The 26619-nt window shown below is 59.7% G+C and carries 23 protein-coding genes and 1 pseudogene; 13 read left to right on the forward strand and 11 right to left on the reverse strand.

All coding sequences use genetic code 11. The annotated features are described in order from the left end of the window. Window position 1: 1 nt before the first annotated feature. Genes IAU67_RS09105 through IAU67_RS09115 form a run of 3 tightly spaced genes read right to left on the reverse strand, consistent with a single transcriptional unit; the run spans window position 2 to window position 2779 of the window. Window positions 2–439 carry a PaaI family thioesterase gene (locus IAU67_RS09105; protein WP_151842330.1) on the reverse strand — a complete coding sequence of 146 codons (438 nt, stop codon included), beginning with the start codon at window positions 437–439 and terminating at the stop codon, window positions 2–4. 38 nt (window positions 440–477) lie between these two features. Then, window positions 478–1599 carry an FAD-dependent oxidoreductase gene (locus IAU67_RS09110; protein ID WP_151842331.1) on the reverse strand — a complete coding sequence of 374 codons (1122 nt, stop codon included), beginning with the start codon at window positions 1597–1599 and terminating at the stop codon, window positions 478–480. Window position 1600: 1 nt separating this feature from the next. Next, on the reverse strand, window positions 1601–2779 hold the full coding sequence (locus tag IAU67_RS09115) for an MFS transporter (protein WP_151842332.1): 1179 nt from the start codon (window positions 2777–2779) through the stop codon (window positions 1601–1603). A 52-nt stretch (window positions 2780–2831) separates the two neighbouring features. On the opposite strand from IAU67_RS09115, the gene IAU67_RS09120 reads away from it, so the two are divergent. Next, a complete protein-coding gene (locus IAU67_RS09120; protein ID WP_151842333.1) occupies window positions 2832–3482 on the forward strand; it encodes a CGNR zinc finger domain-containing protein in 651 nt (216 codons plus the stop codon). 496 nt (window positions 3483–3978) lie between these two features. Here the strand turns inward: IAU67_RS09120 and IAU67_RS09125 are convergent, their stop codons facing one another. Beyond that, window positions 3979–4203 (reverse strand): DUF2283 domain-containing protein, encoded by a 225-nt coding sequence (locus tag IAU67_RS09125; RefSeq protein ID WP_225723500.1) that lies wholly within the window; start codon window positions 4201–4203, stop codon window positions 3979–3981. 190 nt (window positions 4204–4393) lie between these two features. Between IAU67_RS09125 and IAU67_RS09130 the strand changes: the two are divergent. After that, window positions 4394–4684 (forward strand): annotated as a pseudogene (locus IAU67_RS09130) (transposase); the annotation flags it as partial. After that, window positions 4684–4791, forward strand: coding sequence for a CGNR zinc finger domain-containing protein (locus IAU67_RS09135; RefSeq protein WP_225723523.1), 108 nt, complete (start codon window positions 4684–4686; stop codon window positions 4789–4791). The pseudogene IAU67_RS09130 and the gene IAU67_RS09135, both read left to right, overlap by 1 nt. A gap of 54 nt (window positions 4792–4845) precedes the next feature. Here IAU67_RS09135 and IAU67_RS09140 read toward each other — a convergent pair whose 3' ends face one another. Next, window positions 4846–7068, reverse strand: coding sequence for a malate synthase G (locus IAU67_RS09140; protein ID WP_158062900.1), 2223 nt, complete (start codon window positions 7066–7068; stop codon window positions 4846–4848). A 388-nt stretch (window positions 7069–7456) separates the two neighbouring features. Here IAU67_RS09140 and aceA point away from each other — a divergent pair, with 388 nt between their 5' ends. The 3 genes from aceA to IAU67_RS09155 all read left to right on the forward strand — a co-directional run bounded on the left by aceA (window position 7457) and on the right by IAU67_RS09155 (window position 10595). Then, complete coding sequence (gene aceA, locus IAU67_RS09145; protein WP_151842335.1) at window positions 7457–8752, forward strand: isocitrate lyase; 1296 nt, start codon at window positions 7457–7459, stop codon at window positions 8750–8752. 178 nt (window positions 8753–8930) lie between these two features. Next, window positions 8931–10097, forward strand: a complete 1167-nt coding sequence (locus tag IAU67_RS09150; protein WP_151842336.1) for a pirin family protein — start codon at window positions 8931–8933, stop codon at window positions 10095–10097. A gap of 6 nt (window positions 10098–10103) precedes the next feature. Continuing rightward, complete coding sequence (locus IAU67_RS09155) at window positions 10104–10595, forward strand: carboxymuconolactone decarboxylase family protein (protein ID WP_151842337.1); 492 nt, start codon at window positions 10104–10106, stop codon at window positions 10593–10595. 19 nt (window positions 10596–10614) lie between these two features. On the opposite strand, the gene IAU67_RS09160 is transcribed toward IAU67_RS09155, so the two are convergent. From IAU67_RS09160 to lpdA, 5 genes are all read right to left on the reverse strand, one after another. Further along, window positions 10615–11397, reverse strand: coding sequence for an SDR family oxidoreductase (locus IAU67_RS09160; RefSeq protein ID WP_151842338.1), 783 nt, complete (start codon window positions 11395–11397; stop codon window positions 10615–10617). 80 nt (window positions 11398–11477) lie between these two features. Next, window positions 11478–12734, reverse strand: a complete 1257-nt coding sequence (locus tag IAU67_RS09165; RefSeq protein WP_151842339.1) for an Ig-like domain-containing protein — start codon at window positions 12732–12734, stop codon at window positions 11478–11480. Window positions 12735–12840: 106 nt separating this feature from the next. Further along, entirely contained in the window at window positions 12841–13659 is an 819-nt protein-coding gene (locus tag IAU67_RS09170) for a hypothetical protein (RefSeq protein WP_151842340.1), read from the reverse strand. 121 nt (window positions 13660–13780) lie between these two features. Continuing rightward, window positions 13781–14623 (reverse strand): hypothetical protein, encoded by an 843-nt coding sequence (locus IAU67_RS09175; protein WP_151842341.1) that lies wholly within the window; start codon window positions 14621–14623, stop codon window positions 13781–13783. 352 nt (window positions 14624–14975) lie between these two features. After that, entirely contained in the window at window positions 14976–16391 is a 1416-nt protein-coding gene (gene lpdA, locus IAU67_RS09180) for a dihydrolipoyl dehydrogenase (RefSeq protein WP_151842342.1), read from the reverse strand. A gap of 260 nt (window positions 16392–16651) precedes the next feature. Between lpdA and IAU67_RS09185 the strand changes: the two genes are divergently transcribed. The 6 genes from IAU67_RS09185 to IAU67_RS09210 all read left to right on the forward strand — a co-directional run bounded on the left by IAU67_RS09185 (window position 16652) and on the right by IAU67_RS09210 (window position 23058). Continuing rightward, the gene (locus IAU67_RS09185) at window positions 16652–18031 is read left to right on the forward strand and encodes an alpha/beta hydrolase (RefSeq protein WP_151842343.1); all 1380 of its coding nucleotides are present in this window, start codon (window positions 16652–16654) and stop codon (window positions 18029–18031) included. A 111-nt stretch (window positions 18032–18142) separates the two neighbouring features. After that, a complete protein-coding gene (locus IAU67_RS09190) occupies window positions 18143–19627 on the forward strand; it encodes a M1 family metallopeptidase (protein WP_151842344.1) in 1485 nt (494 codons plus the stop codon). Continuing rightward, on the forward strand, window positions 19624–20994 hold the full coding sequence (locus IAU67_RS09195; RefSeq protein WP_187767903.1) for a hypothetical protein: 1371 nt from the start codon (window positions 19624–19626) through the stop codon (window positions 20992–20994). The genes IAU67_RS09190 and IAU67_RS09195 overlap by 4 nt, the downstream gene beginning before the upstream one ends. Then, window positions 20991–21881 carry a glycosyltransferase gene (locus IAU67_RS09200; RefSeq protein ID WP_151842345.1) on the forward strand — a complete coding sequence of 297 codons (891 nt, stop codon included), beginning with the start codon at window positions 20991–20993 and terminating at the stop codon, window positions 21879–21881. Before IAU67_RS09195 ends, IAU67_RS09200 begins: the two co-directional genes overlap by 4 nt. Before the next feature lie 3 nt (window positions 21882–21884). Then, on the forward strand, window positions 21885–22616 hold the full coding sequence (locus IAU67_RS09205) for a glycosyltransferase family 2 protein (RefSeq protein ID WP_151842346.1): 732 nt from the start codon (window positions 21885–21887) through the stop codon (window positions 22614–22616). Between the two features lie 13 nt (window positions 22617–22629). Continuing rightward, entirely contained in the window at window positions 22630–23058 is a 429-nt protein-coding gene (locus IAU67_RS09210; protein ID WP_151842347.1) for a DUF2304 domain-containing protein, read from the forward strand. Here the strand turns inward: IAU67_RS09210 and IAU67_RS09215 are convergent. Beyond that, complete coding sequence (locus IAU67_RS09215) at window positions 23012–24334, reverse strand: MFS transporter (RefSeq protein WP_151842348.1); 1323 nt, start codon at window positions 24332–24334, stop codon at window positions 23012–23014. The two genes, IAU67_RS09210 and IAU67_RS09215, sit on opposite strands and share 47 nt — an antisense overlap. Before the next feature lie 78 nt (window positions 24335–24412). On the opposite strand from IAU67_RS09215, the gene IAU67_RS09220 reads away from it, so the two are divergent. Further along, complete coding sequence (locus IAU67_RS09220) at window positions 24413–26551, forward strand: acyl-CoA dehydrogenase family protein (protein WP_151842349.1); 2139 nt, start codon at window positions 24413–24415, stop codon at window positions 26549–26551. Window positions 26552–26619: the final 68 nt, after the last annotated feature.

Below are 26619 nucleotides of genomic sequence, written 5' to 3' on the forward strand. Positions count from 1 at the left end.
ATCAGGCCCCTTTTCCGGTCAATACGTTCTGTCCGCGCAAGGTTCCTACACTCACCAACTCACCTGTGCCAGCCTGCTTGATTTCCACTTTCCACAGCTGCGTCATCGTTCCTTGATGCAGCGGCGTCCCTATCGCCTCAAGAACGCCACCACTGACACTCTTCAGAAACTCGGTATTGTTCGACATCCCGACGAACACGGCTCGGCGCGAGCGTGCAAACAAGTACGCAGCACCTCCAGCGGAAGCAACCGATTCAACAATCGAAGCAAACACTCCCCCATGAACGATGCCCGCGGGTTGATGAAGGCTGGCATCTACATCAAGACTCACGTGTACGCGATCGGCGTCCACATGGACATATGTAAGATTGAGCTTCGCATCGAAGCCATCCTTAACGCTTTTATCAAGCAGATTTTGGAGATCAATGTTGCTGTGCATAATGTGACCTTCGATTTCTTGATCGAACTGTCGCAAAGCTACGACTTCACGCGTTCTAGGAATTGCTCTAATTTCTCACTTCGCTGATTAAGATTGTTCACTGTCCTTTCTTTGTAGAGTTGTCCCGCCTCTGCTGACAGTTGCTGCATCACCCGAGCTGCTTTCATTCTTTTCCGCTGGTAATCCATGAGGCGGTCTTGTATCAAGGCCAAACCTTGACCGCCGTCCAACAAGCAATGTGCTAAGACGTCCACGTCCATGAGAGCTTGGTTTGCTCCTTGCCCCAGGTAGGGCACCATTGCATGGGCAGCATCACCCACTAGGGCAACGTGTCCTCGCGTCCAGTTTTTTAGTGGGCTGAGGTTGGCCAAGCGCCAGCTAAAGCACTCACGCGAGTTCGCCAGCAACCTCAGTAATGCTTCATCCCAGCCTTCAAATTGTTCGAGCAACCATCCGGGATCTACGGGTTGTGACCACTCTGAATCTCCACAGAGCTCTGATTCCACGTAGCACGCAATGTTGAGGAAGTCGCCATGGCGAACGGGATATCCCAGGACAACCTTGCCTTCGCCCAACCATGCTTGGAATCGCTTAAACTTCGTTTCCTCTTCCTCTCGTGGAATCAAAGTTCGAATTGCTACCCCGTGCCCAAGGTCCAGATGATAATCGGGATCAATGAAGTCGCGAACAACGCTCCGGGCTCCGTCAGCCCCTATCACCACGTCGAAAGCATGAGCCACACCCTGGTCTGTTTCAAGGCAGGCTCCATGTTCTTCTTGCCAGACTCGGCTGACTCTCTGCCCTAACAGGAGCTGCACATCTTTCGGCAATCGTTCAAGCAATGCTGCATGAAGATCACCGCGATGGATGGAATAGGATTCTGCACCCTCACTCAGCCTTCCCATAATGTCGACATCGAGTGGTCGGCCATCCCAATGAGAAATTGACGATTCAGATACCCGAGCAGCCGAGACTAGAAGCTGGTCCAAATCCACAACGTGAGCTAAGACTTTCAAACCATTTGGTTGCAAAGTGAATCCCGCACCGATTGGCTCCAGAGAATTTGCCGCATCAAGGATGGTGACATTCAGCCCTCGCTCGCTGAGGATAGCGGCGAGCGTCAGCCCTGCAACACCAGCTCCAACAATCCCGATCCGCATGTCAGGATTCTCCGTGAGCCGCGACGTAGCTGTCACGGGCAAAAAAGGCTCCGATAAGGACCATCACGACAACGCCCAGTGCCATGTACACTCCAGCGCTTTCCAGCCCCTGTGCATCAATGAGGAATCCTCCGGCGAGTGGAACGATGCTGGCACTGGCGTAGGTGCCGAGACTCAAGACCGCCGTGGCTCCCGGAACATTGTCTGGTGTCACTTCTTGGTGAATCAATCCAAAGCTGCCGAGGTTACTGATTCCCTGTCCAGCACCCATCAAGATTGCGCTCAGGATGAGGATAGGAAGGTTATGGCTGGTGACCGCGAAAGCGAAGGAGATCATAGCCAGCACGATGAGCCCCAAAGAGAGGCGAATGTGCGCCATGCTCCGAAGCTTACGAACCATCGATTGTGCAATTGGGCTCATCGCGTACATTCCACCGGCCATCAGTCCTGCGCCTAGTGGACCCGTGGGTCCGCCGAGCCCCATCAGGAGGGTGGGGGATAGCGCCAAGACAATCGCAGCGGCGGTCATGCCTGGGCTGAACGCACCAAGGCCCGCGGCAATCGTCCTCACACTCTTGGATCCCAGGCCGCTAAACGGCAACCAGGATGTGACCTTTTCGCGAGTGGTTTCTGGCTCCGTTGTGATCAAAAGCAGAGACAAGGCCAGCAGGGCGGCCATGAGTACAAACACAGTCTTTGTGGGCCATGGCAACCATTGAGCAATAAATCCGGCGAATAGTGGTCCTCCGGCCAAACCAATGGCGATACCCATCGTCGCAATAAAGGTTGCTTTAGCCTTTTCAGCACTATCAGCCATGGCCTGAACAGCACTAGGCCCATGCACCAAAATCAGACCTGAGCACAACCCGGTGAGCACTCGAGCCACTAACAGCAGCGCGATATTCACGCCGAAAACATAGAAGGCACAAGAAAGAATCCCCAAGACGCAGGCCAGGATCTGCGTTGTACGCCGTCCCCACAAGCGGCCCAGACTCGGCGCAAGGAGAAATGCCGGTGCCAAGCCGCCTAAATACATGACGAAGATCAGTGTCAGCATGCCCGAGGAAAAGCCGATATCCTGCCGCCACAGCTCCATAAGCGGAGTTGCAAGATTTGGCAGCATAAATGCAGCAACCAGGGGCAGGGCATAGATGCTTAAAGGAAGTCTGCGATCATTCATACCTCAACACTAACCCCCTCAAGGGGTTAGTTCAAGCATGTACACTGAACTTATGAGCAACACGGCTGCCACAGCATCGCAGGAGTTGGACTTTGTTTTTCACGGAGCGCGCCCCAGCCTGGACTTCGCAAACACACTTCGGAGACGAAAAGACCCCCTCTACCTCACTGTGGATCTACTGCATGATGACCCAAGCCAGGACCCGTCCAGCCTCGCTCGCTGGATCGAGGCATGCCGAGACAACACAGCGTGGGGTAAAACTCTCCCCGGACTTCAGCACAACACGCCGTGCCCCTCATTCAATGAGATCGAACAGCTTCGACAATCAATTTTTGACCTCGCCGAAGCGACCTTAAGCAGCGGCGAACTAGTAGACCCCGCCCGTGCGAAGAACGCCGTTGACACTCTGAACACGTGGGCGCAGCACCAACCACAGCCTCAGCTGGATACCTTAGCGGACTCACGCACCTTCCGACTGCGGTCCAATATGACCCTCAAGGAAGTCCTGGGCTTCGTCGCCCGCGATGCCATTGAGCTTTTCGGAACATCTGACATAGAACGGCTTAAGGAGTGCGCGCACGAACGCTGCGGAATCCTGTTCGAGGATCGTTCCCAAGGCCGTAGACGACAATGGTGCTCCATGAAAAAATGCGGCAACCGCACGAAAGCAAACCGCTTTAGTCAAAACAAACGAACCCCCTAGCCTCCGCTCATAACGGACGCCAGGGGGTTTCGTTCAATGAAGCTTGTCTAGAGCTTAGGCGATGTTGTTCTTGGCCTTAAACTCCAAACGACGAGCATGCAAAATCGGCTCAGTATAACCAGACGGCGACTGCTCACCCTTCAAAATCAAATCCTTCGCAGATGGAAACGAAATTCCGGGGCGGCAGGATTCACCACTGGAGTTGAGCTCCAGCAGTATCACCTCTACTGGATAGACCTACGCCCGCTACTTAATACCTCTACGTAACACCAGAGGAGCTCCGCCGAGAGATGAGCGAGAAGCACAGCCGTGCACGGACAGCAGTGGCGATAGCATTTACGGAAGGCTACGGCCGAGGACATTTAATGTGAATGCGTCGACACACTTTAAGTCAGCGGGTGCTGGCTTGAGTGCGGGTCATCAATTCAGAATGAATCAGAGACGTGGCCCCGATCAGGATGCAACTTTTCTACCTCGCAGACCCTTTTAAATAGGGTCATGATTTCCTTGTTTGGCGCTCAAGGAAACCTGAAGGAAGGATCAAGGAAGCATTTATAAACTCGATACCGATAACTTTACCATTTTCATCAATGTCTATCTCAATTTCCCCTTCCATCCCTTCGGTAGTTATTGCTGATATCTGGCCTTCTGGAAGGACACCTGGCTGCGCTATAGTTAAATAGGCAGCATCAGCTTCTGGGTCATAATCAAACTTCATCATTAGACTTTTGTAACAGTAATCACATTTCCGGTTGCGTCCGCTAGCGTGGCGTATCTGTAACCCACGTTAAGCCACAAGGCGGTACACACGGGAACCATCCTATAGACTCCATCGCCTATCTCGAAGAATTGTGCACCCAAGTCTCCCCGACCTGATGCGACAGATGCTTCGAGACTTCATCAACCAGATCCTGTCCACCCGCAGGGCGAACGACATGGTAGCCGCACTCGACATCAACAGCTTCTCAAAATCCCAGGTCTCAGACATGGCCAAAGAACTCGGGACCATGGTCGACGAGTTCCGAACTAGACCCATGGATTCTGGCCCGTACTACTACCTGTCCTGTGACGCGCTGACCATGAACGTCCGTGAAGGTGGCCGGGTGGTGAAAACCAGCGTGCGTGTTGCTACTAGCGCCAACAATGATGGGTATCTCCAACTTCTGGGCATGCAGGTAGCCACGTCAGAATCCGTTGAATCCTGTTCGAGGATCGTTCCCAAGGCCGTAGACGACAATGGTGCTCCATGAAAAAATGCGGCAACCGCACGAAAGCAAACCGCTTCAGCCAAAACAAACGAACCCCCTAGTCTCCGCTCATAACGGACACCTGGGGGTTTCGTTCAATGAAGCTTGTCTAAAGCTTAGGCGATGTTGTTCTTGGCCTTAAACTCCAAACGACGAGCATGCAAAATCGGCTCAGTATAACCAGACGGCGACTGCTCACCCTTCAAAATCAAATCCTTCGCAGCCTGAAACGCCACAGAAGAATCAAAATCAGGCGCCATATCACGATACGCAGCATCCCCAGCATTCTGACCATCAACCTTCACAGCCATACGCTCCAAAGCATCAACAATCTGCTCCTCAGACACCACACCATGCTTACGCCAGTTCGCCAACAACTGCGAAGAAATACGCAACGTCGCACGATCCTCCATCAAATCCACATCATGAATATCCGGCACCTTCGAGCAACCAACACCCTGCTCAACCCAACGCACCACATAACCCAAAATGGACTGACAGTTGTTATCCAACTCCTCCTGAACCTCAGCCTCAGACCACGTCGCAGAACCCTCACCCACAGCAGCACCAGCCACAGGAACCGTCAAAATCTTACCCAAAGAATCCCGACGACCCTGCTCACGCAACTGCTCCTGCACAGCAAACACATCCACCTCGTGATAATGCGTCGCATGCAACGTCGCACCCGTAGGAGAAGGAACCCACGCAGTCGTCGCACCAGCCTTCGGCTGACCCACCTTCTGCTCCAACATCTCAGCCATCAACTCAGTCATAGCCCACATACCCTTACCAATCTGAGCCTTACCAGGCAGAGCATGAGCCAAACCAGCATCCACATTGTTGTCCTCATACGCCAACATCCACGCAGAAGACTTCATATCACCCTTACGAATCATCGGACCCGCAACCATCGACGTATGAATCTCATCACCCGTACGATCCAAGAAACCAGTATTAATAAACGCCAAACGGTTCTTCACCGCAGCAATACACGCATCCAAGTTCGCCGTCGTACGACGCTCCTCATCCATCACACCCACCTTCAAGGTGTAACGCTCCAACCCAAACAAATCCTCAATCGCGTTAAACAAATCATCCGTAAACGCAACCTCCTCAGGACCATGCTGCTTAGGCTTGACAATGTAAATCGAACCATTACGAGAATTCCGACGCTCATTATCCTCAGCCAGACCAGGAATCGCAGCAGCGGTGGTGATCACACCATCCATAATGCCCTCGAAAATCTCCTCACCATCCTGATCCAAAATCGCCGGATTCTGCATCAAATGACCCACATTACGCACAAACAACAACGAACGACCATGCAAACGCACCTCATCACCATCACGACCCGTGTAAATACGGTCGTCGTTGAGCTTACGGGTGAAGGTCTTGCCGTTCTTCTCCAGCTTCTCCTCCAGGGTGCCGGCGTTCAGACCAAACCAGTTGCGGTAGCCCAAGGTCTTATCGGTGGCATCCACAGCGGCAACGGAGTCCTCGAAGTCGATAATCGTGGACACAGCGGACTCCAGGATGATGTCCTTTACGCCGGCCTTGTCAGTAGAGCCGACGGGGGACTCAGGATCAATCTGGATGTCAATGTACAAACCATTGTTACGCAGCAAAATGCTGGATGGGTCAGCCACATCCCCGGCGTAACCCACATACGCCTCAGGAGCCTTCAAACCAACCTGAGCACCATCAACCTCAGCAACAAACTCACCGGACTCCACCGAGTACTTCGTCACATCAGCGTGAGAACCCTCCGCCAGCGGCACAGCACGGTCCAAAAAGTCACGAGCCCACGCAATGACCTTGTCACCACGAACCTTGTTGTAGCCCGTGCCCTTTTCAGCACCGCCCTCTTCAGAAATAGCGTTCGTGCCGTACAACGCGTCATACAGGGAACCCCACCGAGCGTTGGCAGCATTCAGAGCAAAGCGGGCGTTCAGAACTGGAACCACCAGCTGTGGGCCGTTGGTTTCAGCGATCTCCGGATCGATGTTCTGCGTCTGGATCTCAAAGTCACCCGGCTCATCCACCAGGTAACCAATCTCCTTCAAAAACGCCGTGTACTTCTCAGCATCCTGCTCACCAGGATTCTCCGCGTACCACTTATCCAACGTGGCCTGGAACTCATCACGCTTCGCCAACAACTGCTTGTTACGAGGACCAAACTCCGCAACAATCTTGCCAAAACCATCCCAGAAAGCACTCTGATCAGACTCTGAGGACTTGCCAATTGCTGGCAGTACTTCGTTATTGACGAAATCGTACAGAGTCTTGGCGACTTGAAGGCCGCCGGCAGAAACGCGCTCGGTCTGCTGGGTAGAGGTCATGGTGACTCCTTCATCTCTGGGAAACTTACTCTCTTTAGAGTAGGTGACGGCAGTCACGTTCGGCATGCCCTTGGCTCTACTGGGCCCCATAATCACCCCCACCCCGGGCTAATCTCAGCGCGTTTTGGGGGTAATGAGTGGACAGCTGATTACACCCTGCGGGGGCGTCTCTGAAAACCATTGTCCCAGTAAGATCGGCACCTTGGGCATGCCAAGAGATACTGACATTCATAAGTACGCCTGGCATTTTCCAGCGTGTCAGCAGCGGATTTCTCCCACCCCCACCGCATTTACGCGGATTATCGAAGCATTGACCACGTGGCACAGGTTGGTAAGCTTTGTAAGCGACACCTCAGTCACCTCATTGAGTTAAGGAAGTGAACACTCTATGTCTAACGTAGGCAAGGCACGTACCGCTGCAGAGATCCAGAAGGATTGGGACGAGAACCCACGCTGGGCCAACGTCAAGCGCGATTACACTGCAGAGCAGGTTGCCGAGCTGCAGGGAACCGTTGTTGAGGAGCACACCCTGGCACGCCGCGGCGCTGAGATCCTGTGGGACGCAGTCAACAAGGGCGACGACTCCTACATCAACGCTCTGGGCGCTCTGACCGGTAACCAGGCTGTTCAGCAGGTCCGTGCAGGCCTGAAGGCTGTGTACCTGTCCGGTTGGCAGGTTGCTGGTGACGCTAACCTCTCCGGCCACACCTACCCAGACCAGTCCCTGTACCCAGCAAACTCCGTTCCATCTGTTGTTCAGCGCATCAACAACGCGCTGTCCCGTGCAGATGAGATCGCTCGCGTTGAGGGCGATGACTCCGTTGAGAACTGGCTGGTTCCAATCGTTGCCGACGGTGAGGCCGGCTTCGGTGGTGCACTGAACGTTTACGAGCTGCAGAAGGCCATGATCAAGGCCGGCGCTGCTGGTACCCACTGGGAGGACCAGCTGGCTTCCGAGAAGAAGTGTGGCCACCTGGGTGGTAAGGTTCTGATCCCAACCCAGCAGCACGTTCGTACCCTGAACTCCGCTCGCCTGGCTGCTGACGTTTCCAACACCCCAACCCTGGTTGTTGCACGTACCGACGCCGAGGCTGCTACCCTGCTGACCTCCGACGTTGACGAGCGTGACCGTCCATTCCTGACCGGCGGCCGCACCTCCGAGGGCTTCTACAACGTTCAGAACGGCATCGAGCCTTGCATCGCACGCGCGAAGGCATACGCTCCATACGCTGACCTGATCTGGATGGAGACCGGCACCCCTGACCTGGAGCTGGCTAAGAAGTTCTCCGAGGCTGTTCGCTCTGAGTTCCCAGACCAGCTGCTGGCCTACAACTGCTCCCCATCCTTCAACTGGTCCGCACACCTGGAGGACGAGGAGATCGCCAAGTTCCAGAACGAGCTGGGCGCAATGGGCTTCAAGTTCCAGTTCATCACCCTGGCTGGCTTCCACTCCCTCAACTACTCCATGTTCGACCTGGCTCACGGCTACGCACGTCGCCAGATGTCCGCATTCGTGGAGCTGCAGAACAAGGAGTTCAAGGCTGCCGAGGAGCGCGGCTTCACCGCTGTGAAGCACCAGCGCGAGGTTGGTGCAGGATACTTCGACAAGATCGCCACCACCGTGGATCCAAACTCCTCCACCACCGCTCTGAAGGGCTCCACCGAGGAAGGCCAGTTCCACTAAGAACTGCCTAGCCCCTCATCGTTAGGCTCTACCCGGCCACAGGCCGAGGCGAGAGCGTAACGGGAGAGCTCTTAAACAGGCGCCCTGCCTTGTCGAGTTGATGAGACTCGTCAGGCAGGGCGCTTCTGCATGTAAAAGCCCCCTGCAGATTTGTGATGTGTCAACTATATTGGGATGTATGAGCAACCTCGAGTCCCAGCCCATCCAACGGGTCTGTACCTCCGGCGGCGAACCGGACACTCAGCGCGCCACTGAAAAACTCACCGCTGAGAGGCACACCACTGAGGGACAAACTACTAAGGGTCGCACTACGTCGACGAGCGACACCTATGCGGATGTGGAGATCATCACCCACCGGGAGGTTCCCCTCGGAGGACCTCGGGCGATGCCGGTACGCAGGACGCTTCCCCAGAAGAAGCGATCCCTCATTGGAGCATGGTGCTTCGCAGACCACTATGGCCCCTCCGATGTGTCCTCGACGGGCGGCATGGACGTAGCTCCCCACCCTCACACCGGATTGCAGACCGTCAGTTGGCTCTTTGAGGGGAAGATCGAACATATCGATTCCGGTGACAATCGTGGAATGGTACTGCCGGGTGAAGTGAACCTGATGACCTCCGGAGCTGGCATTTGCCACTCCGAAACTTCTCCCTCTGACGTCACAACCCTGCACGGTGTGCAGCTCTGGGTGGCACTGCCCAACAGCGTGCGCTCAACGGCACCGCGCGCCCTGGACCACTATGCACCCACGCCATGCCCTCTGGAGGGTGGCTCCGCGCTGGTCTTCATCGGCTCCCTCGCAGGGGCCACCAGCCCCATCGAGACCCACACCCCACTCCTGGGCGCGGAACTCACGGTAGATCCCCACAGCACCATCACTCTGGACGTAGACCCTGACTTCGAACATGGACTCCTGGTCGACGAGGGCAACATCGTACTGGAAAACACTCCCATCCCCGTCTCTGCGATCGGCTACACCGGAATCGGCGCCACGCGCTTAAGAATCCGCAATGAGTCGGACTCCCCCGCGCGCCTTGTGCTTCTGGGCGGCGAGCCATTCCCCGAGGACATCGTCATGTGGTGGAACTTCGTAGGCCGCTCCAGCGAAGAGATCACAGAGTTCCGTGATCAGTGGCAGGCCCGCACCGAGCGCTTCGGTGACGTGAAAGACTACGTAGGCCACGGGGGACCAGGCAAGAACGCGGACGGCCTCAGCTGGCTTCCCGCACCGAAGCTTCCCAACGGGGTTATTAAACCCCGCACAAACCCAGAACCCCATGCGCGTGCGAATTTGCCTGAACCGGGCGAGCGCACCGAGACAGTTACAACGAAAGAAAGCAGGTAAAACCCTATGTCCCCCACAGATCGTCCTTACCTAGACAAGAGCCAACCAGCCACCTACAAGGCAATGGTTGGGGTAACCAAGGAAGTAGGAAAGGCCAGCAAGGCTGCGGGCATCGACCGCGCGCTCAGCGAGCTCATCAACATCCGTGTGTCCCAGATCAATGGCTGCGTGGCGTGCTTGAGTGTTCACGTCCCCGCCGCCCGACGCGCGGGAGTGTCCGCACTGAAACTGGACCTGCTTCCCGCATGGCGCGATGCGGAGGTGTTCACCGAGCGGGAGCGCGCGTGCCTCACGGTCGCTGAGGCCCTCACCGTCCCCGCCGCGGGCAGCGGAACGTTGAGCGGCCCGGCCTTAAACTCCGCACTCGCGGACGCAGCACAGGTACTTAACGACGAGGAGCTCGCCGCCGCGCAGTGGACGGCTATCGCAATCAACGCGTTCAACCGCATTTCTATCGCCAGCGGCCACCCGCCATACACTGCCAACTACAGCGAGTAACCACCAGCGGATCGTGCTTTTAGAAACGGATCTTGCGATCGGACACCAGCTTGGAGTTCACAAAACGCGTCATGAACGCTGGTGAGAAGTGGGACGCGGCGAACATCACCTTCGCCTGCAGGCCCACGGGGTGGTGCACCTTGGTAGGCGTCGAGCGCGACGCCTCCACCAGGTTCGCGACCTCCAAGGCAATATCATCAGCGGTCAGGCGAACACCCAGGCGCTTGGTTCCGCTGGTTTCCACACCGTCAAGCATGCCCGTCTGGGCGTACAACGGCCACAGGGACGTGACAGTGATGTCATCCTGATCCCACTCCAAATCCAGAGCTTCAGTGATGCCGCGAACCGCAAACTTCGTTGCGGAGTACACCGCCATGTCCGGGGTGCCGTAAATAGCTGCAGCGGAGGCAATGTTCACAAGCTTCGAACCAGCCTGCGCCTTCAAGTATGGGTGCGCCGCACGAGCGCCGTACAGCACGCCCTTCACGTTCACGTCCACCAAGGCGCTATCGCGCTTGTAGGAGCCCTCCTCCATGAACGGGCCTCCATAGAGAATTCCGGCGTTGTTCACGAGCACGTCCAAGTGTCCGCCGTGGGCGGAAACGAACTCCTCGAGGGCCGTGGACCAGGCGTCGGGATCGGTCACGTCCAGCGTGCCGGTGTGGATGTTTGGGTGGGTCGCCCAAGAAAAGTCGTCGGAAATGTCGAAGGCGCCGACGGTCCAGCCTCGATCTGCGAGGAGCTGTGCCGTCGCGCGCCCAATTCCCTGCGCTGCGCCGGTGATAAATACGTTCTGTGTCATGACTATGAGTCTAGTATTCACACCAAAATCACGCGGCGACTATGGAAAACTTTTCCCGCTATTTCTCTCTGGCTCCCCAGCTAGAAGCGGAACAGGCGAGCCAGGAGATCGCCCAGTGGCCCGAGCAGGGAGAAGAACTGCGCCAGCAGGCCCTGCGAGCTACCCAGAGCAGTGGAGCCATCGGCCTTCTGCTGAGCGCCGGCCACGTCAACCATCAGCTCTCCGGCGGGCGAGCGCTCGCCGTCGACAGTTTCAGCCACGGAGATGGTGTGCCCCGTACCGGCAGGCAGGTAGCCGAGGTTGCACTCGAAGTGTCCCTGATCATCGGCGGTGGCTACGCAGCGCGTACCGCCTGGGCCCAGGGCCTCGATCCGCGCTTCGGGGGTGGCGGTTCCGGACACGACCGCGTGCTGAGCGTTCGTCAGCTTCTCCGGGGACACGCTAAGGTCCTTCGGTGCCTTGGGGAGAGCTCGAACAATCTTCACTGGCTGGGCCTCGGTAGCCGCGGCGAATAGGTCGTCGCTCTGAGCAAAGCGGGCGCTGATGTTCGCCGTTCCAGGAGCAGCGGGAGTCCAGGTGCAGGTGGCTGTTCCGGATTCGTCGGTCTGCGCGGAGCAGACCTCTTCCCGGCCATTGAAGAAGGTGATGGTGTTACCGGCCAGGGTTGCCGGGGCCTCTTGGCCTTGCCTTGGTGTGGCTGCCAGCGTTGCTGTCAGGGGAACCTCTGCGCCAGCTTCCACCAGCCTGTCCACGGCTCCCAGGCTCAGGGAGGTCTTCACCCGATGGCCATCCTGCACCACCGCGACCGGGCCGCCCTTGAAGAGGTTAGGAGCGTAGTTCTTATTGCCCGTTCCTATCCAACCGTTGTAGTCGTACCAGAATCCGGATTGCAGCTGCGCGCCAGGCTTACACGAATCCGTAACCTCATAGCTCACAGCCAGGGTGTAAGGGTTGGCCTGGTTGTAGATCCAGGCCCCATTCGGCGATGTGGAACGAATGGTGGTGCGGCCAGCGGCTGCGGTCACGTTCGCATCGGGGACTGCCACCGCGTCCCGTGCACCCACCTGCACCGTGGCAGATCCTGGGATGTAGCGCAGGCAGGTATCATGATTGTTGCTCCAGTTACGGATGGTCTCATTACCGCCAGTGGTGACAAATCGCTGGGCATAGGTAAGGGTGTCGCCCACCACGGGGGTCGTGGTGCTCACGGCGCGGGTAAACACAGCCGAACTATCCCTGTGAGATGCGGAGGCAGACTCCGCAGTGGCGGCTGGGCTGAGTACCACGGGTACAGCCGCCAGGAGTGCCGTTGCTGCGGCAAGAGTGGTGTTACGCATGAATTATTCCTTGTGCTGATGGGCGCACCATGACGGTGCGCGAAGAAGTGTTGTGACGGTCACAGCGGGAGCAGACGCCTCTCCAGGTGCCTGCGACAAACTCCCTCTATAGGCGCCCCAGGGATCCGAAGGCATTCATCCCAGAAGATCCAGCGCTGCCCAACGTTCCATGGTTCAGCACTGTCGGCGCGGTGGTTCCCTCTTCGTAGCCCACGAACAGGTGAGGTTGCTTCGTGTCATCCTTGGTGCACATGATGAAGGCTGCGGCGTCGAAGTCCGTGCGGGCACCGGAGGTGGGATGTGGCAGTGCCACGGAGAACTTCTGGGTCTCCTCCGGTGCCAGGGTGAAGGTGGGGATCTGACCGGCATGCCCTGCCACGCGGGCCTGGTTGTATCCCTCGGAGATCTCGGAACGGGCCTTGTTCGCCTGACCGGCAAGGCCACCGAACTCCTGGAAGATCGATGCCACCGATCCCAGGCCAAGATCCCCCAGCTTCCAGTTGCCGATGATCGGAAGACCCGAGATGTTCAGCGGCAGCGACGGAAGCTCCCGGTAGAGATTGTTCTTGTAGTACGTCTGAGACTTCAACACCACATCGGCTGGAGCAATGTCCCCAGCGCTTGGACCTCCGGCATTGGGATCCGCAGCACCGATTCCAGAGCAGGTAAACGTATCGGAGGACGTGTTGGTGACGGAGCCGGTGATGGCGGTCGCGCTGGCGTCGGCAGCATGGACAGTCACCTGCAGGGCGGTGGAATCGCTCACGACAACCTTGCCTGAGTTGTTGGCCCCGGGGACAACATTCGCAGCAGCGGCAGTTCCGGCAAGTGGCCCGGCCGCGCTCAGGACGGCCGTTGCCGCAATGACGGTGGCGAGGGTACGGCGGGTGGTTTTCTGGCCGGTGGTTAGGGTTGTGATCCTCATGGATGGCACCTCGTGTGTGTGATGAGCCCGCAGGCTCGTATGTATGAGCCGGCAGGCTCAGGGCGGAAAAGAGGGGAAGAAGTGGCTAGTAAGAAAGCCGAGGGGAAGAAGGCTGACGCACTTAGGACGATCCCAGCGAGCTCAAGGAACCCAGGGACCCCAGCGAACCGAAGGGGTTCTGAGGCTGGCCATTGCCGGCCGGTTCGCGCGGGGTCAAGGCTCCCAACGATCCCTGGGACCCCTGCGGAGCCTTCGGCGGCTCGGTCTTTTCATAGCCCGCGAACACGTAAGCTTGCTGCGGGTTACTGGTAGTGTCCACGCAGTACAGCAAGGCGGCTGCCTGGAAGTCAGTGCGCGGCCCGGAAGCTGGCGCGTCCAGCGGGACGGTGATCTCCTTGGTTTCATCTGGGGCCAGGGTGAATGGCGTGATTTCCGCAGCCTGGCCAGCCAGGCGGGCCTTCTCCCAGTTGCGGAACAGCTCGGCGCGGGAATTGATGTCCTCGCCCAGGAGCCGGCCGATGAGCCCTTCCGGCACGAACTGCAGGAACTCGCCGATCGGGAGCGCGCCGATGAATGGGACGGTCAGGTTGTCCTTCGGAACGAAGGGCTTGGAGCGGTAGTACGCCACGGACTTGGACACGATGTCTGCCGTGGTCAGCACGTTCGGCACTTCGGCGGGCTTCTTCGCCGCATCCTTGATGGCGCCTGGGGCTGCGCAGCGGAAGGAGCTGTCGTAGTTGTTCTTGACGGTGACAGTGACGTTCTGATCCTCTGCCGTGTTCGGGCCCACGGTGACGGTCACGCGGGGGCTGTCCGTGACGACGATTGTTCCTTCTGCGGATGCACCGGGGAGCTGGCTCACGAGGTTGGCTGCGGAGGCGGCGGGCATACTGAGTCCAACAGCTGCGAGCACGGCAAGAGCCGCGCTGGCGATGCGGCGTGCTGTGAGGGTGGTGAGTCGCATAGAGTCCTCTTTCGGTCGGGGTGTCCACGCTTCGCGGCGTCCGGGCGGCTGCGGGGCCACGATCCGCGAAGGTAGATGGGCGACACCAACGTTATAGTTTCTTGACACAATGTAAGTGTCCGCCACATTCCTCAACAATTACCTGTGTGTTTTTACCCCCTGAATAATCCCCCGTTGTTGCCCCTACCTGCATTTATAATTCGACGCCGCCGCTCCACCGTTCCACGAAAACTCACCCGATGCATGCGGGTATAGGTAAAAATACATAAAGAAACCGCCCCCACAGGAGGGGGCGGCTGGGTGCACGGTGCGCGCGGTAATATCACCGCCCGGCGCTCACGGCATCACATGCTTAGAGGTTGATCATGTGACCCATGATGCCTTCGGCGGCTTCCTTCATCGCCTCGGACAGAGTTGGGTGGGTGTGCACGTTGCGGCCGATTTCCTCGGCGGTGAGGTCGAAGCGCTGTGCCAGGGTGAGCTCCGGCAGCAGTTCGGACACGTTCGCGCCGACCATGTGTGCGCCCAGCAGTTCGCCGAACTCGGCGTCGGCCACGATCTTCACGAAGCCAGCCGTTTCGGCCAGACCCGCGGCCTTGCCGTTGGCGGTGAAGGGGAAGCTAGCGGTCTTGATCTCGCGGCCTTCGAACTTTTCCTTGGCCTGGTCCTCGGTGTAGCCGAAGGAGGCCACCTGCGGGTTGCAGAAGGTAGCGCGGGGCATCATCATGTAGTCACCCAGCAGCTCGGTCTCGGCACCGGCGATCACTTCCGCCGCCACAACACCCTGAGCCTCCGCGACGTGTGCGAGCTGCAGCTTAGCGGTCACGTCGCCGATGGCGAAGATGTGGTCCACGCTGGTGCGCATCTCGTCGTCGATGTCGATGGCGCCACGCTCGGTGAGCTTCACGCCGGTGTTCTCCAGGCCGTAGCCCTCGGTGCGGGGAGCGAAGCCGATGGATACCATGACGCGCTCGGCCTTGAGTGTTTCGGACTTGGAGCCGTCGGCGGATTCGATATCCACCTCCACACCCTTGGAGTCTCCCAGGTCGCGCACGGCGGTGGTCTTGTGGCCGGTCTTGAGGGTCACGCCCAGCTTCTTGTACTGCTTGGCGATTTCCTTGGAGACGTCCTTGTCCTCGTTGGGGAGCACGCGGTCCATGAACTCCACGACCGTGACGTCCACTCCGTAGTTCGCCAGCACGTAGGCGAATTCCATGCCGATGGCGCCCGCGCCGATGATGACCATGGACTCGGGAGCCTCTTCCTTCAGGATCTGCTCTTCGAAGGAAAGGATATTGCCGCCGATTTCCACGTCCGGCAGGGAGCGGACAACGGAGCCGGTGGCGATGATGGCATTGTCGAAGGTGATGGTGGAGCCGGCGTCCTCCCCATCGGTGATCTCGATGGTGTGGTCGTCGGTGAAGGAGCCAAGACCATTGATTTCGGTGATCTTGTTCTTCTTCATCAGGTAGTGCACGCCCTTGACGATGCTGGCGGAGACCTTGCGGGAACGCTTGTGGGCTACGCCGAAGTCGAAGGATACGTCGCCGGAGATACCGAAGGTCTTGGCTTCGTGGTTGAAGATGTGGGCAACTTCGGCGTTTTTCAGCAGGGCCTTGGAGGGGATGCAGCCTACGTTGAGGCAGATTCCACCCCAGTACTGCTTTTCAATCACGGCAACTTTTTTGCCGAGCTGGGCTGCGCGGATGGCGGAGACGTAGCCACCTGGGCCCGCTCCGAGTACTACTACGTCATAATGTTCACTCACGCTTAACCAGCGTACGCGCCTGGGCGTTTATTGTCCTCCCTGGGAGGATCAAGGAAAACATTTCACCCCTCCCATCTATTTTGCCCCCGTAAGAGAAAAAAAGCTGACAGAATACTGAATGCGCGGTAATATCACCGCCTGAGCAGTCGTTAAGGCTGTAGACAACGCTGTTGCTTACGCGGCTTAGGCCTCCACTGGAGCCAGCGTTACTGACACTCTTCATAGAGGACATCCCACATATAAATATAAGGACCTACACGATGAAGCGAAGCATTTTCCGCGTAACCGCAGCCACCCTGGCTGCGCTGGCACCAGTTTCCATCGCCTCCGTTGCACCCGCCACGGCCGGCACGCCTGTCGACCAGATCGCTGGCGATCAGTACTCCGGTACCGTTCCTGCCGGTGAGATCGTCGCCATGGACGACGAGTTCTTCGCCGGAAAGTTCGAGGGCAATGACTCCATGAAGTGGGTTGACTCGAACCGCGAAGAAAAGCCTATCCAGGCAGCCCCGTGGGTGGAGAAGATCAAGAAGTTCCGGAATATCCTTGCTCACACCGAAGACAAGGAATTCCGGCCGTTCGATAACGTCCACGTGTACGTCATCAAGTCCCACACGATGAATCGTCTGGTGCCGGTGGCCGTCATTCAGCCTCGCAACCCAGCTCAGCGGGATAACGCTCCCACCCAGTACCTGCTCAATGGCGCTGACGGTGGCGAGGGCGGAGCCAACTGGATCGTCCAGACGGACGTCATCGAGTACTTTGGCGGAAACCCCTACGAGGCTCTCTACGGAGACAAGGGCCTGGACTCGGGCACCCTTAAAGCCACCAAGTCCCCCGGCATCGGCGCTAACATCGTGATTCCTATGTCCGGAGCGTTCTCCTACTACACGGACTGGGTGAACGAGGAGCCAGAGTTGGGCGGAAAGCAACTGTGGGAAACCTTCATGACCCAGGAACTGCCGAAGGCCATTGAGCCTGCGCTGAAGGCCAACGGCAAGCGCGGCATCGCGGGTCTGTCCATGTCCGGCAGCACGGTGCTGAACTACGCCCAGCACCACAAGGGCCTGTACGACACGATCGGTTCCTTCTCCGGCTGTGCCTCCGCAACCACCGGCCTGGGCCCTGCCTTCATTGACATCACCCTGAACCGTGGCGGCACCAACATGCAGACGATGTGGGGCGGCCCATTCTCGGAGAGGGCTCGCTACAATGACGCTCTGCTGAATGCCGAGAAGCTCCGTGGCCAGGAAAACATCTACGTGTCCAACGCCACCGGCTTGGCTGGGCCGTATGACATCCTGTCCGCCCCACGCATCCACAACGAACTTAGGGCCACCGCCACGGTCCTCGTGGAAGGTGGCGCAATCGAGGCAGCAACCAACGGTTGTACCCACGAGCTGGCAGCCAAGACGAACGCCCTGGGAATCCCTGTGACCTACAACTTCCGCCCACAGGGCACCCACCAGTGGGGCTACTGGCAGGATGACATGCGCGCCTACTGGCCAGTCATGACCAGGGGCCTGGGCACCGCCGAGTCCCACCCACAGCCGGAGAATGATCCTTACCAGGATGCTCAGGCTGGAACGCTGGTGGGCTCCGCCACGGAGCTGGGTCGTCAGTTCGGCTTGAGTTCTTAGGCCCTGCGGCAATCCCCTGCGGCTGGCCGCCACCCCACCAGCCCTCATGACTTCGGCTATTTTCGGGCATGATAGTTGGTCTGCAGCGGAGAGCCCACTAGGCTGCGATGTGTGACTTATTCCCGTCCGCATCGCAGCTCTTCCATTTCTGGACCCCGGGACCCCTACACGGGGATTGACTACAACCTGGGTTTCCACGTCCTGCATTACTCCCTGGACCTGGATTACAACGTGGGCCCCAACCACCTCCAGGCCACCGCTGTGCTGACGGTCGAGAACTACCGGGCGCTCACCACGCTCAGCCTGGACTTAGCAAGCACGCTGAAGGTATCCAAGGTCAGCCTCCGTGTCTACGGAGGCGGACCGCGGGCGTCGGTTAAACGTTTCCGCCACAGCAACAACAAGCTACACATCACGATGGACGCGGAACTACCGGAGGACACGAGTTTCGACCTCAGCATCCGCTACAGCGGCACCCCTCGCCCCCTGCCCTCCCAGTGGGGCGACGTGGGCTGGGAGGAAACCACCCACGGCGCGCTGGTCGCCGGCCAACCCACCGGCGCCGCCTCCTGGTTCCCCTGCGATGACACCCCGGATGAGAAAGCGACCTACCGGATCGCGATCACGGCCAGCCGGGACACCACCGCCCTTGCCACGGGCCAGCTCAGCAGCGAACGCTCCCGGGGCGCGTCCACCACGCGCGTGTTCGAGGTGAACTACCCCATGTCCACCTACCTCGCCGCCGTGTACGTGGGCCCCTTCCAGCGCCACGAACTGCCCGCCGCGACGATCGGCCGCAAGACCGTGCCGGTGTACGCGTGGCTTCCCGCCGGCACGCCGGAAGCCCGGGAGATCCGGGAGAAGGTTCAGAAGGACTTCGCCCAGCAGACCGCCATGGTGGAGGCCTTCAGCCAGATGTTCGGCCCCTACCCCTTCCCAGAGTACGGGGTGGTCATCGCGGACGAGGAGCTGGAGATCCCCCTGGAGGCCCAGGCGCTGAGCATGTTCGGCTGCAACCACGCGGATGGTCAGGGCACGTACGAGCGCCTCATCGCCCACGAGCTGGCGCACCAGTGGTTCGGCAATTCCGTGGGTCTGGTGGAGTGGTCAGATATTTGGCTCAACGAGGGCTTCGCGTGCTACTCGGAGTGGCTGTGGTTCGAGCATTCCCGCGGTATCCCCGCTGCTCATCACGCGTGGGCTCACTACCAGGGACTGCGGGCCAAGCCGCAGGATATGGTGCTGGTGGATCCCGGCGCGCAGGACATGTTCGATGATCGCGTGTACAAGCGAGGTGCGTTGGCGGTGCATGCTGTGCGTGTGCTGCTGGGCGACGAGGCCTTTTTCGATCTGCTGACACAGTGGACCCGCGACCACCGCACGGGACTGGTGGAGACCAGCGATTGGGAGAACATGGTGCGCCGCACGATCGCTGGCTTGCGCGGCGTGTCGGGTGAGGCTGCCGATATGATATTCGACGCCTGGCTTCACTCCCCCCAGCTTCCCGCCTTCCCAGAGTCCCCGGATCATCCACGCCCTGAGCTGGATGAGCAGGCGTTGCGTGATTTGCCGGCGGGAGAGTCCTGCAGCCTATGAAAGCGATGACGCTCGCCACGGTGTTCGTGGCACTTGCCGGCTATGCCGTGCTGACAGTTGCTGGCCGCGCGATGGATACCGCGGGCTACGAGGCCTTTATGGTCTATTGGAGCCTCTTCTTCGCGCTGACTGGTGTGCTGGACGGGTTGATGCAGGAGACCACGCGCGCGGTGACTGCGGCGCAGGATGCGCAGGGTCGCGGCGCGCAGGGCCAGTCCACACAAGAGCGCAACGCGCAGGGGAAGTTCGCACAAGAGCGCAGCGCGCAGGCCTCCCCCACTGCGCGCCCGCTCGTGGTGACGGCCATCATTGCTGGCGTGACGGGACTCTTGGCGTTGGCCACGGGGCCGTTGTGGGCGTCGGATATTAGTCCCCACCTGGAAGGATGGGGAGTGGGCCTGCTGACGCTCGGCCTGCTCAGCTATGCCTTCCAGGCCACGGTCTGCGGCCTGCTGTCCGCAGCCCAGGCCTGGACAGCCTTCGCGGTGCTCATCAGCGTGGATTCCGGCATCCGCTTGGCGTTGGCGGCCGTGGCCTGGTGGATGGGGTGGGATCTGCTGGCGTTCCTCATCGTCACGGTACTGGGCGCGGCGACGTGGCTCGCTGTCCTTGCGCTGTCCCCTGCCACGCGCGCCTTGCTGCCGCGCAGGGCCGACGTGAGTTTCCGCCCCTTCCTCAGCCGCGTGCTGCAAGCCATGGTCGCCTCCGGTGCCAACGCGGTCATGATCACCGGATTCAGCGTGTTGTTGAAGTTCACCACGGATGCCTCCGTGGCCGGCGGCGCACTGGCCGCCACCATCACCGCCGTCACACTAACTCGCGCCCCGATCCTGGTCCCGCTCCAACGCTTCCAGCCGGCACTGATTGTGCACTTCACGAAGAATCGCTACACCATCCTCTCGGCAGCTGTGAAGCCCATCGCCGCAGTACTTCTGCTGGGTGGTGTGGGCAGCGTGGCCGCCTACTTTTTGGCCCAGCCGATCATGCGTCTGTTCTTCCGGGAGGAGCTGATCTCTGATCAGTGGGTCCTGGCCGCCCTCACACTGGCCTCCGCGTCCACCGCAGTGCTGATGATCACGGGCAGCGCCGCCCTCGCCGCGGATAAGCACGCGCTCTACTCCCTGGGCTGGATCATCTCCACCGTCGCTGCCATCGTGGTGCTGAGCTGGGACGGCACACCAGAATGGCGCTCCATCCTGGCACTCGGCGTGGCCCCGCTGATCGGAGTGATCGTTCACCTGACGGTGCTCACGCTCTCAGCGCGGCGCGCAGCAGCACACGCCACAGCACCCACCCACGGCGCAACCACGCCTGCAGCAGCACCCGCACCCACCCCCACGACCACCCAGGACCTCACACAACCATGACCACCCTCGCCCCCGTCTCCGTTCTCCTCACCACCTACCACCGCACCCGCCCCGAAGACCTCACCTGGGCCTTGCGCAGCCTGAAGGAACAAACGCTGCCCGCCGCCCAGGTAGTCATCGTCGCAGACGGCCCCATCGGAGAGGACCTGCGCCACATCATCGAGGACTTCATCACCACCTACTCCGCCACCGGCGGCACCGTCCACAGCGTGTTCACCCCTCACAACCAGGGCAGCGCCGCCGCTTCCAACGAAGGCTTACCCCACTGCACCGAAGAGTTCATCGCGCGCCTGGACTCCGACGACCTCGCCGCCCCCACCCGCTTCGAGAAGCAAGTCCAGTTCCTGCGCAGCAACCCCACCATCGATGTCCTGGGAACATCGGTGGCTGAGTTCGATGACGCGATGTGGGCGTCGTGGATAAAAAATAAAGACGCACACACCGCAATCCACACGATCACGCAGATGGGCACCACGTCCCGCGTCCTGCCGGAAACGCACCGGCAGATCGTGCGCTACGCCCGGATCAACTCGCCGCTGAACCACCCCTCGGTGATAATGCGGCGCGAGGCGCTGGAGGAGGTCGGCGGCTACCAGCCCGTCCACCTGATGGAGGATTACGACCTGTGGGCCCGCATGATCGCCGCCGGGAAAACCCTGCACAACCAGCCTGAGCCGCTGACGTACTTCCGGGCGTCGGAGGCCATGTTCGACCGCCGCACCGGCAAGGATATGTTCGCGGCAGAACGCGTCATGCAAGCCAACCTGCGTCGCTACGGACTCATCACCCGGCCACGGGCTATATTGAACCTACTTGCCAGAAGCCTGTACCGCGCGCTCCCCAGAACAACACTGACACGCGTGTACAGCATCCTCTTCCACCGCTGAAACATGACACACACTGACACACACACCCATGAGCAGCCCGCCGCGGGGCGCGACAACCGCGACGTGTGGCTGATCATTCCCTGCTACAACGAAGCAACCGTGATCGGCGACGTCATCCGCAACGCCCTGCCCACCTTCCCCAACATCGTGGCCGTCAACGACGGATCCGCCGACCACTCCGCCACAGAGATTCACCGCGCCGGCGCCCACCTCACCAACCACCCCGTGAACCTCGGCCAGGGCGCAGCGATCCAAACCGGTGTGGAATACGCGCGAAATCAACCGGGTGCGCGTTACTTCGTCACCTTCGACGCCGACGGCCAGCACCAAGTGAAAGACGTCGTCCGTATGCTGGAACGCCTGCGCACCGAAGAGGTAGACATCATCACCGGCACGCGTTTTGGCGGGCAAGACAACTCCCAAGTGCCGCTGCTGAAGCGGATCGTGCTGAAGACCGTGGTGCTGCTGTCCCCCACCACGCGCAAGCTGGGACTCTCCGATGCTCACAACGGGCTGCGCGTGTTCAACAAGCGCGTGGCGGACGACCTGAACCTGCGCATGAACGGCATGAGCCACGCCTCCGAATTCGTCACGGCGATGGTGGACAATCAGTGGCGGGTCTCTGAGGAGCCGGTCGATATTCTGTACACGGAATACTCCATGTCCAAGGGGCAAAGCCTCCTCAACGGTGTGAACATCGTGGCCGATGGGTTTATCGCAAGAAAGTTGCCGTGATCGAGAAAAAGCTATGAGCATTGGAACAACCCTCATTCAGCTGATCCTGCTGGTGGCCGTGATCGGCCTGGTCCTGTACTTCCTCCAAAACCGACGAAAGGCGCGCGCCAAGGCAGGCGTGAAGATTGGCTTTGTGCTGTTTCTTCTGGCCAGCGTGTGGGCTATCATCCGTCCCGACGACCTGACCGTGGTGGCGCGCTGGATGGGTGTGTCCCGCGGGACGGATCTGCTGCTCTACGGGCTGATTGTGGCGTTCATGTTCGTCACGATGTCCACGTACATTCGCTTGCGCGAGCAGGAGCTGCGCTACGCGCGACTTGCGCGCTCCATCGCGCTGCAGAACGCCATTCCGCCGGAGGCTGGCGCGGTCAGCGCTGTCGCGCCTGAGGCTGGCGCTACTGGGAATCCTGAGGATTCTCCGGCAGGAACTTCTTCGAATTAGCCGTCACTACCACGAAGAACAGGGCGGCCATCACGGCGCCGAAGCCCAGCATCATCGGGTAGGTGAACCAGTCGTTCAGGCGGCGCAGGATCATCGGGAAGAAGAAGCCGATGTAGGTCACCGTGTAGAAAATAGCTGTCAGTCCACCCAGGTCATCTGGGCCGGCGAGGCGCTGAACCTCACCCAGGCCGGAGATCAGGCAGATACCGTAGGCCAGTCCCAGGATGATAGCCACGGCCAGCACACCCCAGCTGGTGACATTCTCGGACACATAGGCCGCCAGGGCCATGCCGATAAAGGCCAGCACCAGTCCGAGCTGTGGGCCGCGGGCATCCCGCGGGCTGGTGTAAAGGTGCACGAACTGCTGCACGATAAAACCGGTGGCCAGGGACAGTGCCGTCACCAGAGCAGAGAAGGCGATGGGGTACTCCACACCCTTCTGGGCCAGGGACGGCATGATGGCGTAGGCCACGCCGGCGGAACCGAACACCCATGGGGCGATGGGCAGAACCACCAGCAGGAAGCGAGGGTGACGGGCAGTGGGCACCAGCAGGTCGGACCACAGGGAGCCCTTGACCTTCAGGTGCGCGCTCTGCCTGGTTTCTGGCACGGACAGCAAACCGAACATCGCCACGGCGGCAAGAATGGCGTGGATGACGTAGGTGGTCTGGCCCGGCGCAGGTCCCCATTCCGCCAGGGATCCTGCCAACGCCGCGCCCAGGGCGAAGCCACCGGTCAGGGACATGGTGGCGCGCTTAGCGCCGGAGTTGGGGCGTGCGGAGGGATCCAGCCGGGGGTTGGACAGCTCCTTGATCCACGAGCCACCGGCGGTCATGGCCGAACCGATGGCAATACCGGACAGCACGCGGCCGGTGAAGATCAACGGCTCATTAACCTCACCGACGGCGATCAGCAGGCTGGCGACCAGTGCGATAAGCGGCGCTGGCAGCATCACGATCTTGCGGCCGAAGCGGTCCGAGAGCGGACCGGACAGCAGCAGGGAAATCGCAATTCCGGCTGCGTAGCACGCCAGGAGGGACTCCACGAACACGGCTCCGAAGACATGTTCCTGGCGGTAAAACACCATCATGGGTGTGAATTCGTTGCCTCCCCAGGCCACAATGAAGACCGCGAAGGCCACCAAGATCCAGTAATTCTTGGGGCGCCGCTGCTGCTTCGCAGTGGTCGTGTGCTGGCTCGCATTCTGGGGCGTGTCATGTGCCGCAGCATTGTTGTTTCTGCTGCTGTTGTCACTCTGTTCGTGGTGTTGTGTCATAAATCTTTGCTCCCACCTCGTCAACTAAATTTTAGTCAGGCCTTCCTCACTGTAGTGTTTCGCATGTAACCTTGTGCCATGACTCACAATAATAATGTCACTAGTTCTTCACCACAGACCCCTTTGGGGGAGAAAAGCACTAGCGCCTCCACCCGCGGCAACCAGTCGAAGGGCTCTGTGCGTCGCTCCCAGAAGGCTCCCGCCAAGCTGAACGTCCAGGAGGATCCGCAACTGCTGGCGCAGGTCACCCAGGACCTGCAGACCGTCTTGGACGGCAGCTTCCCCGAAGCCCGCGCGATCATGCGTGACACTCTCAGTGATCCAGACATGCTGCCCCGCGTGGACCTGAACCTGGAAGACTCCCGTGCCTACATCACGGACAAGCTGCCGGCAATCTTGGAGTCCGGCCTTCCGCAGGATTCCTTCCGCAAGGACCAGGGCGGCACGGGCGAGACCGGCCGCTGCCTGACCTCCATCGAGATGCTGGGGCACGTGGATCTGTCTCTGATGGTGAAGTCTGGTGTGCAGTGGGGCCTGTGGGGCGGCGCCGTGGGCAACTTGGGCACGGAGCGCCACAAGCAGCTCGTGGAGGATCTGATCAATCTGAAGGCGTTGGGTTGCTTCGCGATGACGGAGCGCGGCCACGGTTCGGATGTGCAGTCGCTGGAAACCACGGCGCACTATGACCCGGACACTCAGGAGTTCATCATCAACTCCCCCACCTGGTCCGCGGAGAAGGCCTACATCGGTAACGCTGCCCGCGATGGCCGTTTCGCTGCGGTGTTCTGCCAGCTGTTCACCCCGGGTGTGGAGGAGTCCCACGGCGTGCACTGCATCGTGGTGCGTATCCGCGAGGATGACGGCTCCGCCGTGGAGGGCGTGCGTATTGGCGACCATGGCTACAAGGGTGGCCTGAAGGGCGTGGATAATGGCACGTTGTTCTTCGAGAATGTGCGTGTGCCTCGTGAGAATCTGCTGAACCGTTTCGGTGATGTGGATGAGCAGGGTAACTATTCTTCCCCGATCGAGAACCCGAATCGTCGTTTCTTTACGATGTTGGGCGCGTTGGTGCGTGGACGTGTGACCGTGGGTGCTGCTGCGGGTGCTGCTGCCCGTTCCGCGTTGGCGATTGGTGTGACCTATGCAAACCGACGCCGACAGTTCGCTCCCGATGACAGCCTCCCAGAAACGCGACTGATTGAATACCGCCAGCATCGCCTGCGTCTGATTCCACGCGTGGCGCGCGCCTATGCGCTGCAGTTGGCGACGAATCACTTGATTGCGCGTATACACGAGCTGGAACAGTTGGGGCTGGATCCCGCGACGGCCGATAAGGAGCAGCAGAGCAACCAGCGCGAGGTGGAAGCACACGCAGCGGCGTTGAAGGTGGCGAACACGGCGCACGCCACAGACACCATTCAGGAGATGCGTGAGGCGTGTGGTGGTGCCGGCTACATGGCGGAGAACCTTCTGACTACGTTTAAGGCGGACTCGGATGTGTTCACCACCTTCGAGGGCGACAATGTGGTGATGCTTCAGCTGGCCGCGAAGGAGCTGATGACGGGCTTCGCCAAGGAGCTGAGCTCCATGTCCAACCTGGAGATGGTGCGCTTCGGCTTGGATAACTTCAGCTCGTTGCTACGCCGCCGCACGGCTGCGGACAAGATTGTGCAGAACTTGATGGATACGTTCTCCGATTCGGAGGAGACGTCCCTGTTTGACCCGGCGACGCAGGTCAAGCTGCTCACCGAGCGTGAGGACCGCTTGATGCTCTCGCTGGCGCGCCGTCTGCGTGCGGCGAAGAAGGCACCAGTGGACGAGGCGGCGAAGATTGTGGACCGCGCCCAGGATCACCTGTTGACGGTAGCTCAGGCGCACATCGACCGCATCTTGTTCGAGGCACTGCTGGAGGCGGAGTCCAACCTGGACACGGAGGAAGCCACCGAGGTGTTCGAGCAGGTTCGTGACGTGTACTTCATGGATCTTGTGGTGAGGAATGCCGCCTGGTATTTGGAGCAGGGCATGTTGTCGGCTCAGCGCACGAAGCAGGCTCGCGCGTCCCTGAACGATCTGGTGGATTCTTTGGGACCGTGGTCTCAGGTGTTGGTGGACGCGTTTGGTGTTCCCGCTCCTGTGCTGGATCTGAACCTGCAGCAGACCGATGAGAACGCCGTTCCGCGATGGAAGTCCCACCCGGCTCAGGGCCAGGAGCAGTAGCGCGCTGAGCGCCGCCGAGCCAGCACACCGCGGACTCTGCGCAGCCAGCACAGCGACGCGGCAGCGCA

The sequence above is a fragment of the Corynebacterium zhongnanshanii genome, from assembly GCF_014490575.1.
In the GTDB taxonomy this organism is placed as follows: Bacteria; Actinomycetota; Actinomycetes; order Mycobacteriales; family Mycobacteriaceae; genus Corynebacterium; species Corynebacterium zhongnanshanii.

Excerpts from the sequence above, each read along its gene's own strand:
- IAU67_RS09185 (WP_151842343.1), top strand. The coding sequence starts at position 16,652 with ATGAAGCGAAGCATTTTCCGCGTAACCGCAGCCACCCTGGCTGCGCTG.
- IAU67_RS09165 (WP_151842339.1), bottom strand. The coding sequence starts at position 12,734 with ATGCGTAACACCACTCTTGCCGCAGCAACGGCACTCCTGGCGGCTGTA.
- IAU67_RS09175 (WP_151842341.1), bottom strand. The coding sequence starts at position 14,623 with ATGCGACTCACCACCCTCACAGCACGCCGCATCGCCAGCGCGGCTCTT.
- IAU67_RS09115 (WP_151842332.1), bottom strand. The coding sequence starts at position 2,779 with ATGAATGATCGCAGACTTCCTTTAAGCATCTATGCCCTGCCCCTGGTT.
- IAU67_RS09150 (WP_151842336.1), top strand. The coding sequence starts at position 8,931 with ATGAGCAACCTCGAGTCCCAGCCCATCCAACGGGTCTGTACCTCCGGC.
- IAU67_RS09110 (WP_151842331.1), bottom strand. The coding sequence starts at position 1,599 with ATGCGGATCGGGATTGTTGGAGCTGGTGTTGCAGGGCTGACGCTCGCC.
- IAU67_RS09160 (WP_151842338.1), bottom strand. The coding sequence starts at position 11,397 with ATGACACAGAACGTATTTATCACCGGCGCAGCGCAGGGAATTGGGCGC.
- IAU67_RS09215 (WP_151842348.1), bottom strand. The coding sequence starts at position 24,334 with ATGACACAACACCACGAACAGAGTGACAACAGCAGCAGAAACAACAAT.
- IAU67_RS09105 (WP_151842330.1), bottom strand. The coding sequence starts at position 439 with ATGCACAGCAACATTGATCTCCAAAATCTGCTTGATAAAAGCGTTAAG.
- IAU67_RS09140 (WP_158062900.1), bottom strand. The coding sequence starts at position 7,068 with ATGACCTCTACCCAGCAGACCGAGCGCGTTTCTGCCGGCGGCCTTCAA.
- aceA (WP_151842335.1), top strand. The coding sequence starts at position 7,457 with ATGTCTAACGTAGGCAAGGCACGTACCGCTGCAGAGATCCAGAAGGAT.
- IAU67_RS09205 (WP_151842346.1), top strand. The coding sequence starts at position 21,885 with ATGACACACACTGACACACACACCCATGAGCAGCCCGCCGCGGGGCGC.
- IAU67_RS09200 (WP_151842345.1), top strand. The coding sequence starts at position 20,991 with ATGACCACCCTCGCCCCCGTCTCCGTTCTCCTCACCACCTACCACCGC.
- IAU67_RS09120 (WP_151842333.1), top strand. The coding sequence starts at position 2,832 with ATGAGCAACACGGCTGCCACAGCATCGCAGGAGTTGGACTTTGTTTTT.
- IAU67_RS09125 (WP_225723500.1), bottom strand. The coding sequence starts at position 4,203 with ATGATGAAGTTTGATTATGACCCAGAAGCTGATGCTGCCTATTTAACT.
- IAU67_RS09220 (WP_151842349.1), top strand. The coding sequence starts at position 24,413 with ATGACTCACAATAATAATGTCACTAGTTCTTCACCACAGACCCCTTTG.
- IAU67_RS09170 (WP_151842340.1), bottom strand. The coding sequence starts at position 13,659 with ATGAGGATCACAACCCTAACCACCGGCCAGAAAACCACCCGCCGTACC.
- IAU67_RS09195 (WP_187767903.1), top strand. The coding sequence starts at position 19,624 with ATGAAAGCGATGACGCTCGCCACGGTGTTCGTGGCACTTGCCGGCTAT.
- IAU67_RS09155 (WP_151842337.1), top strand. The coding sequence starts at position 10,104 with ATGTCCCCCACAGATCGTCCTTACCTAGACAAGAGCCAACCAGCCACC.
- IAU67_RS09210 (WP_151842347.1), top strand. The coding sequence starts at position 22,630 with ATGAGCATTGGAACAACCCTCATTCAGCTGATCCTGCTGGTGGCCGTG.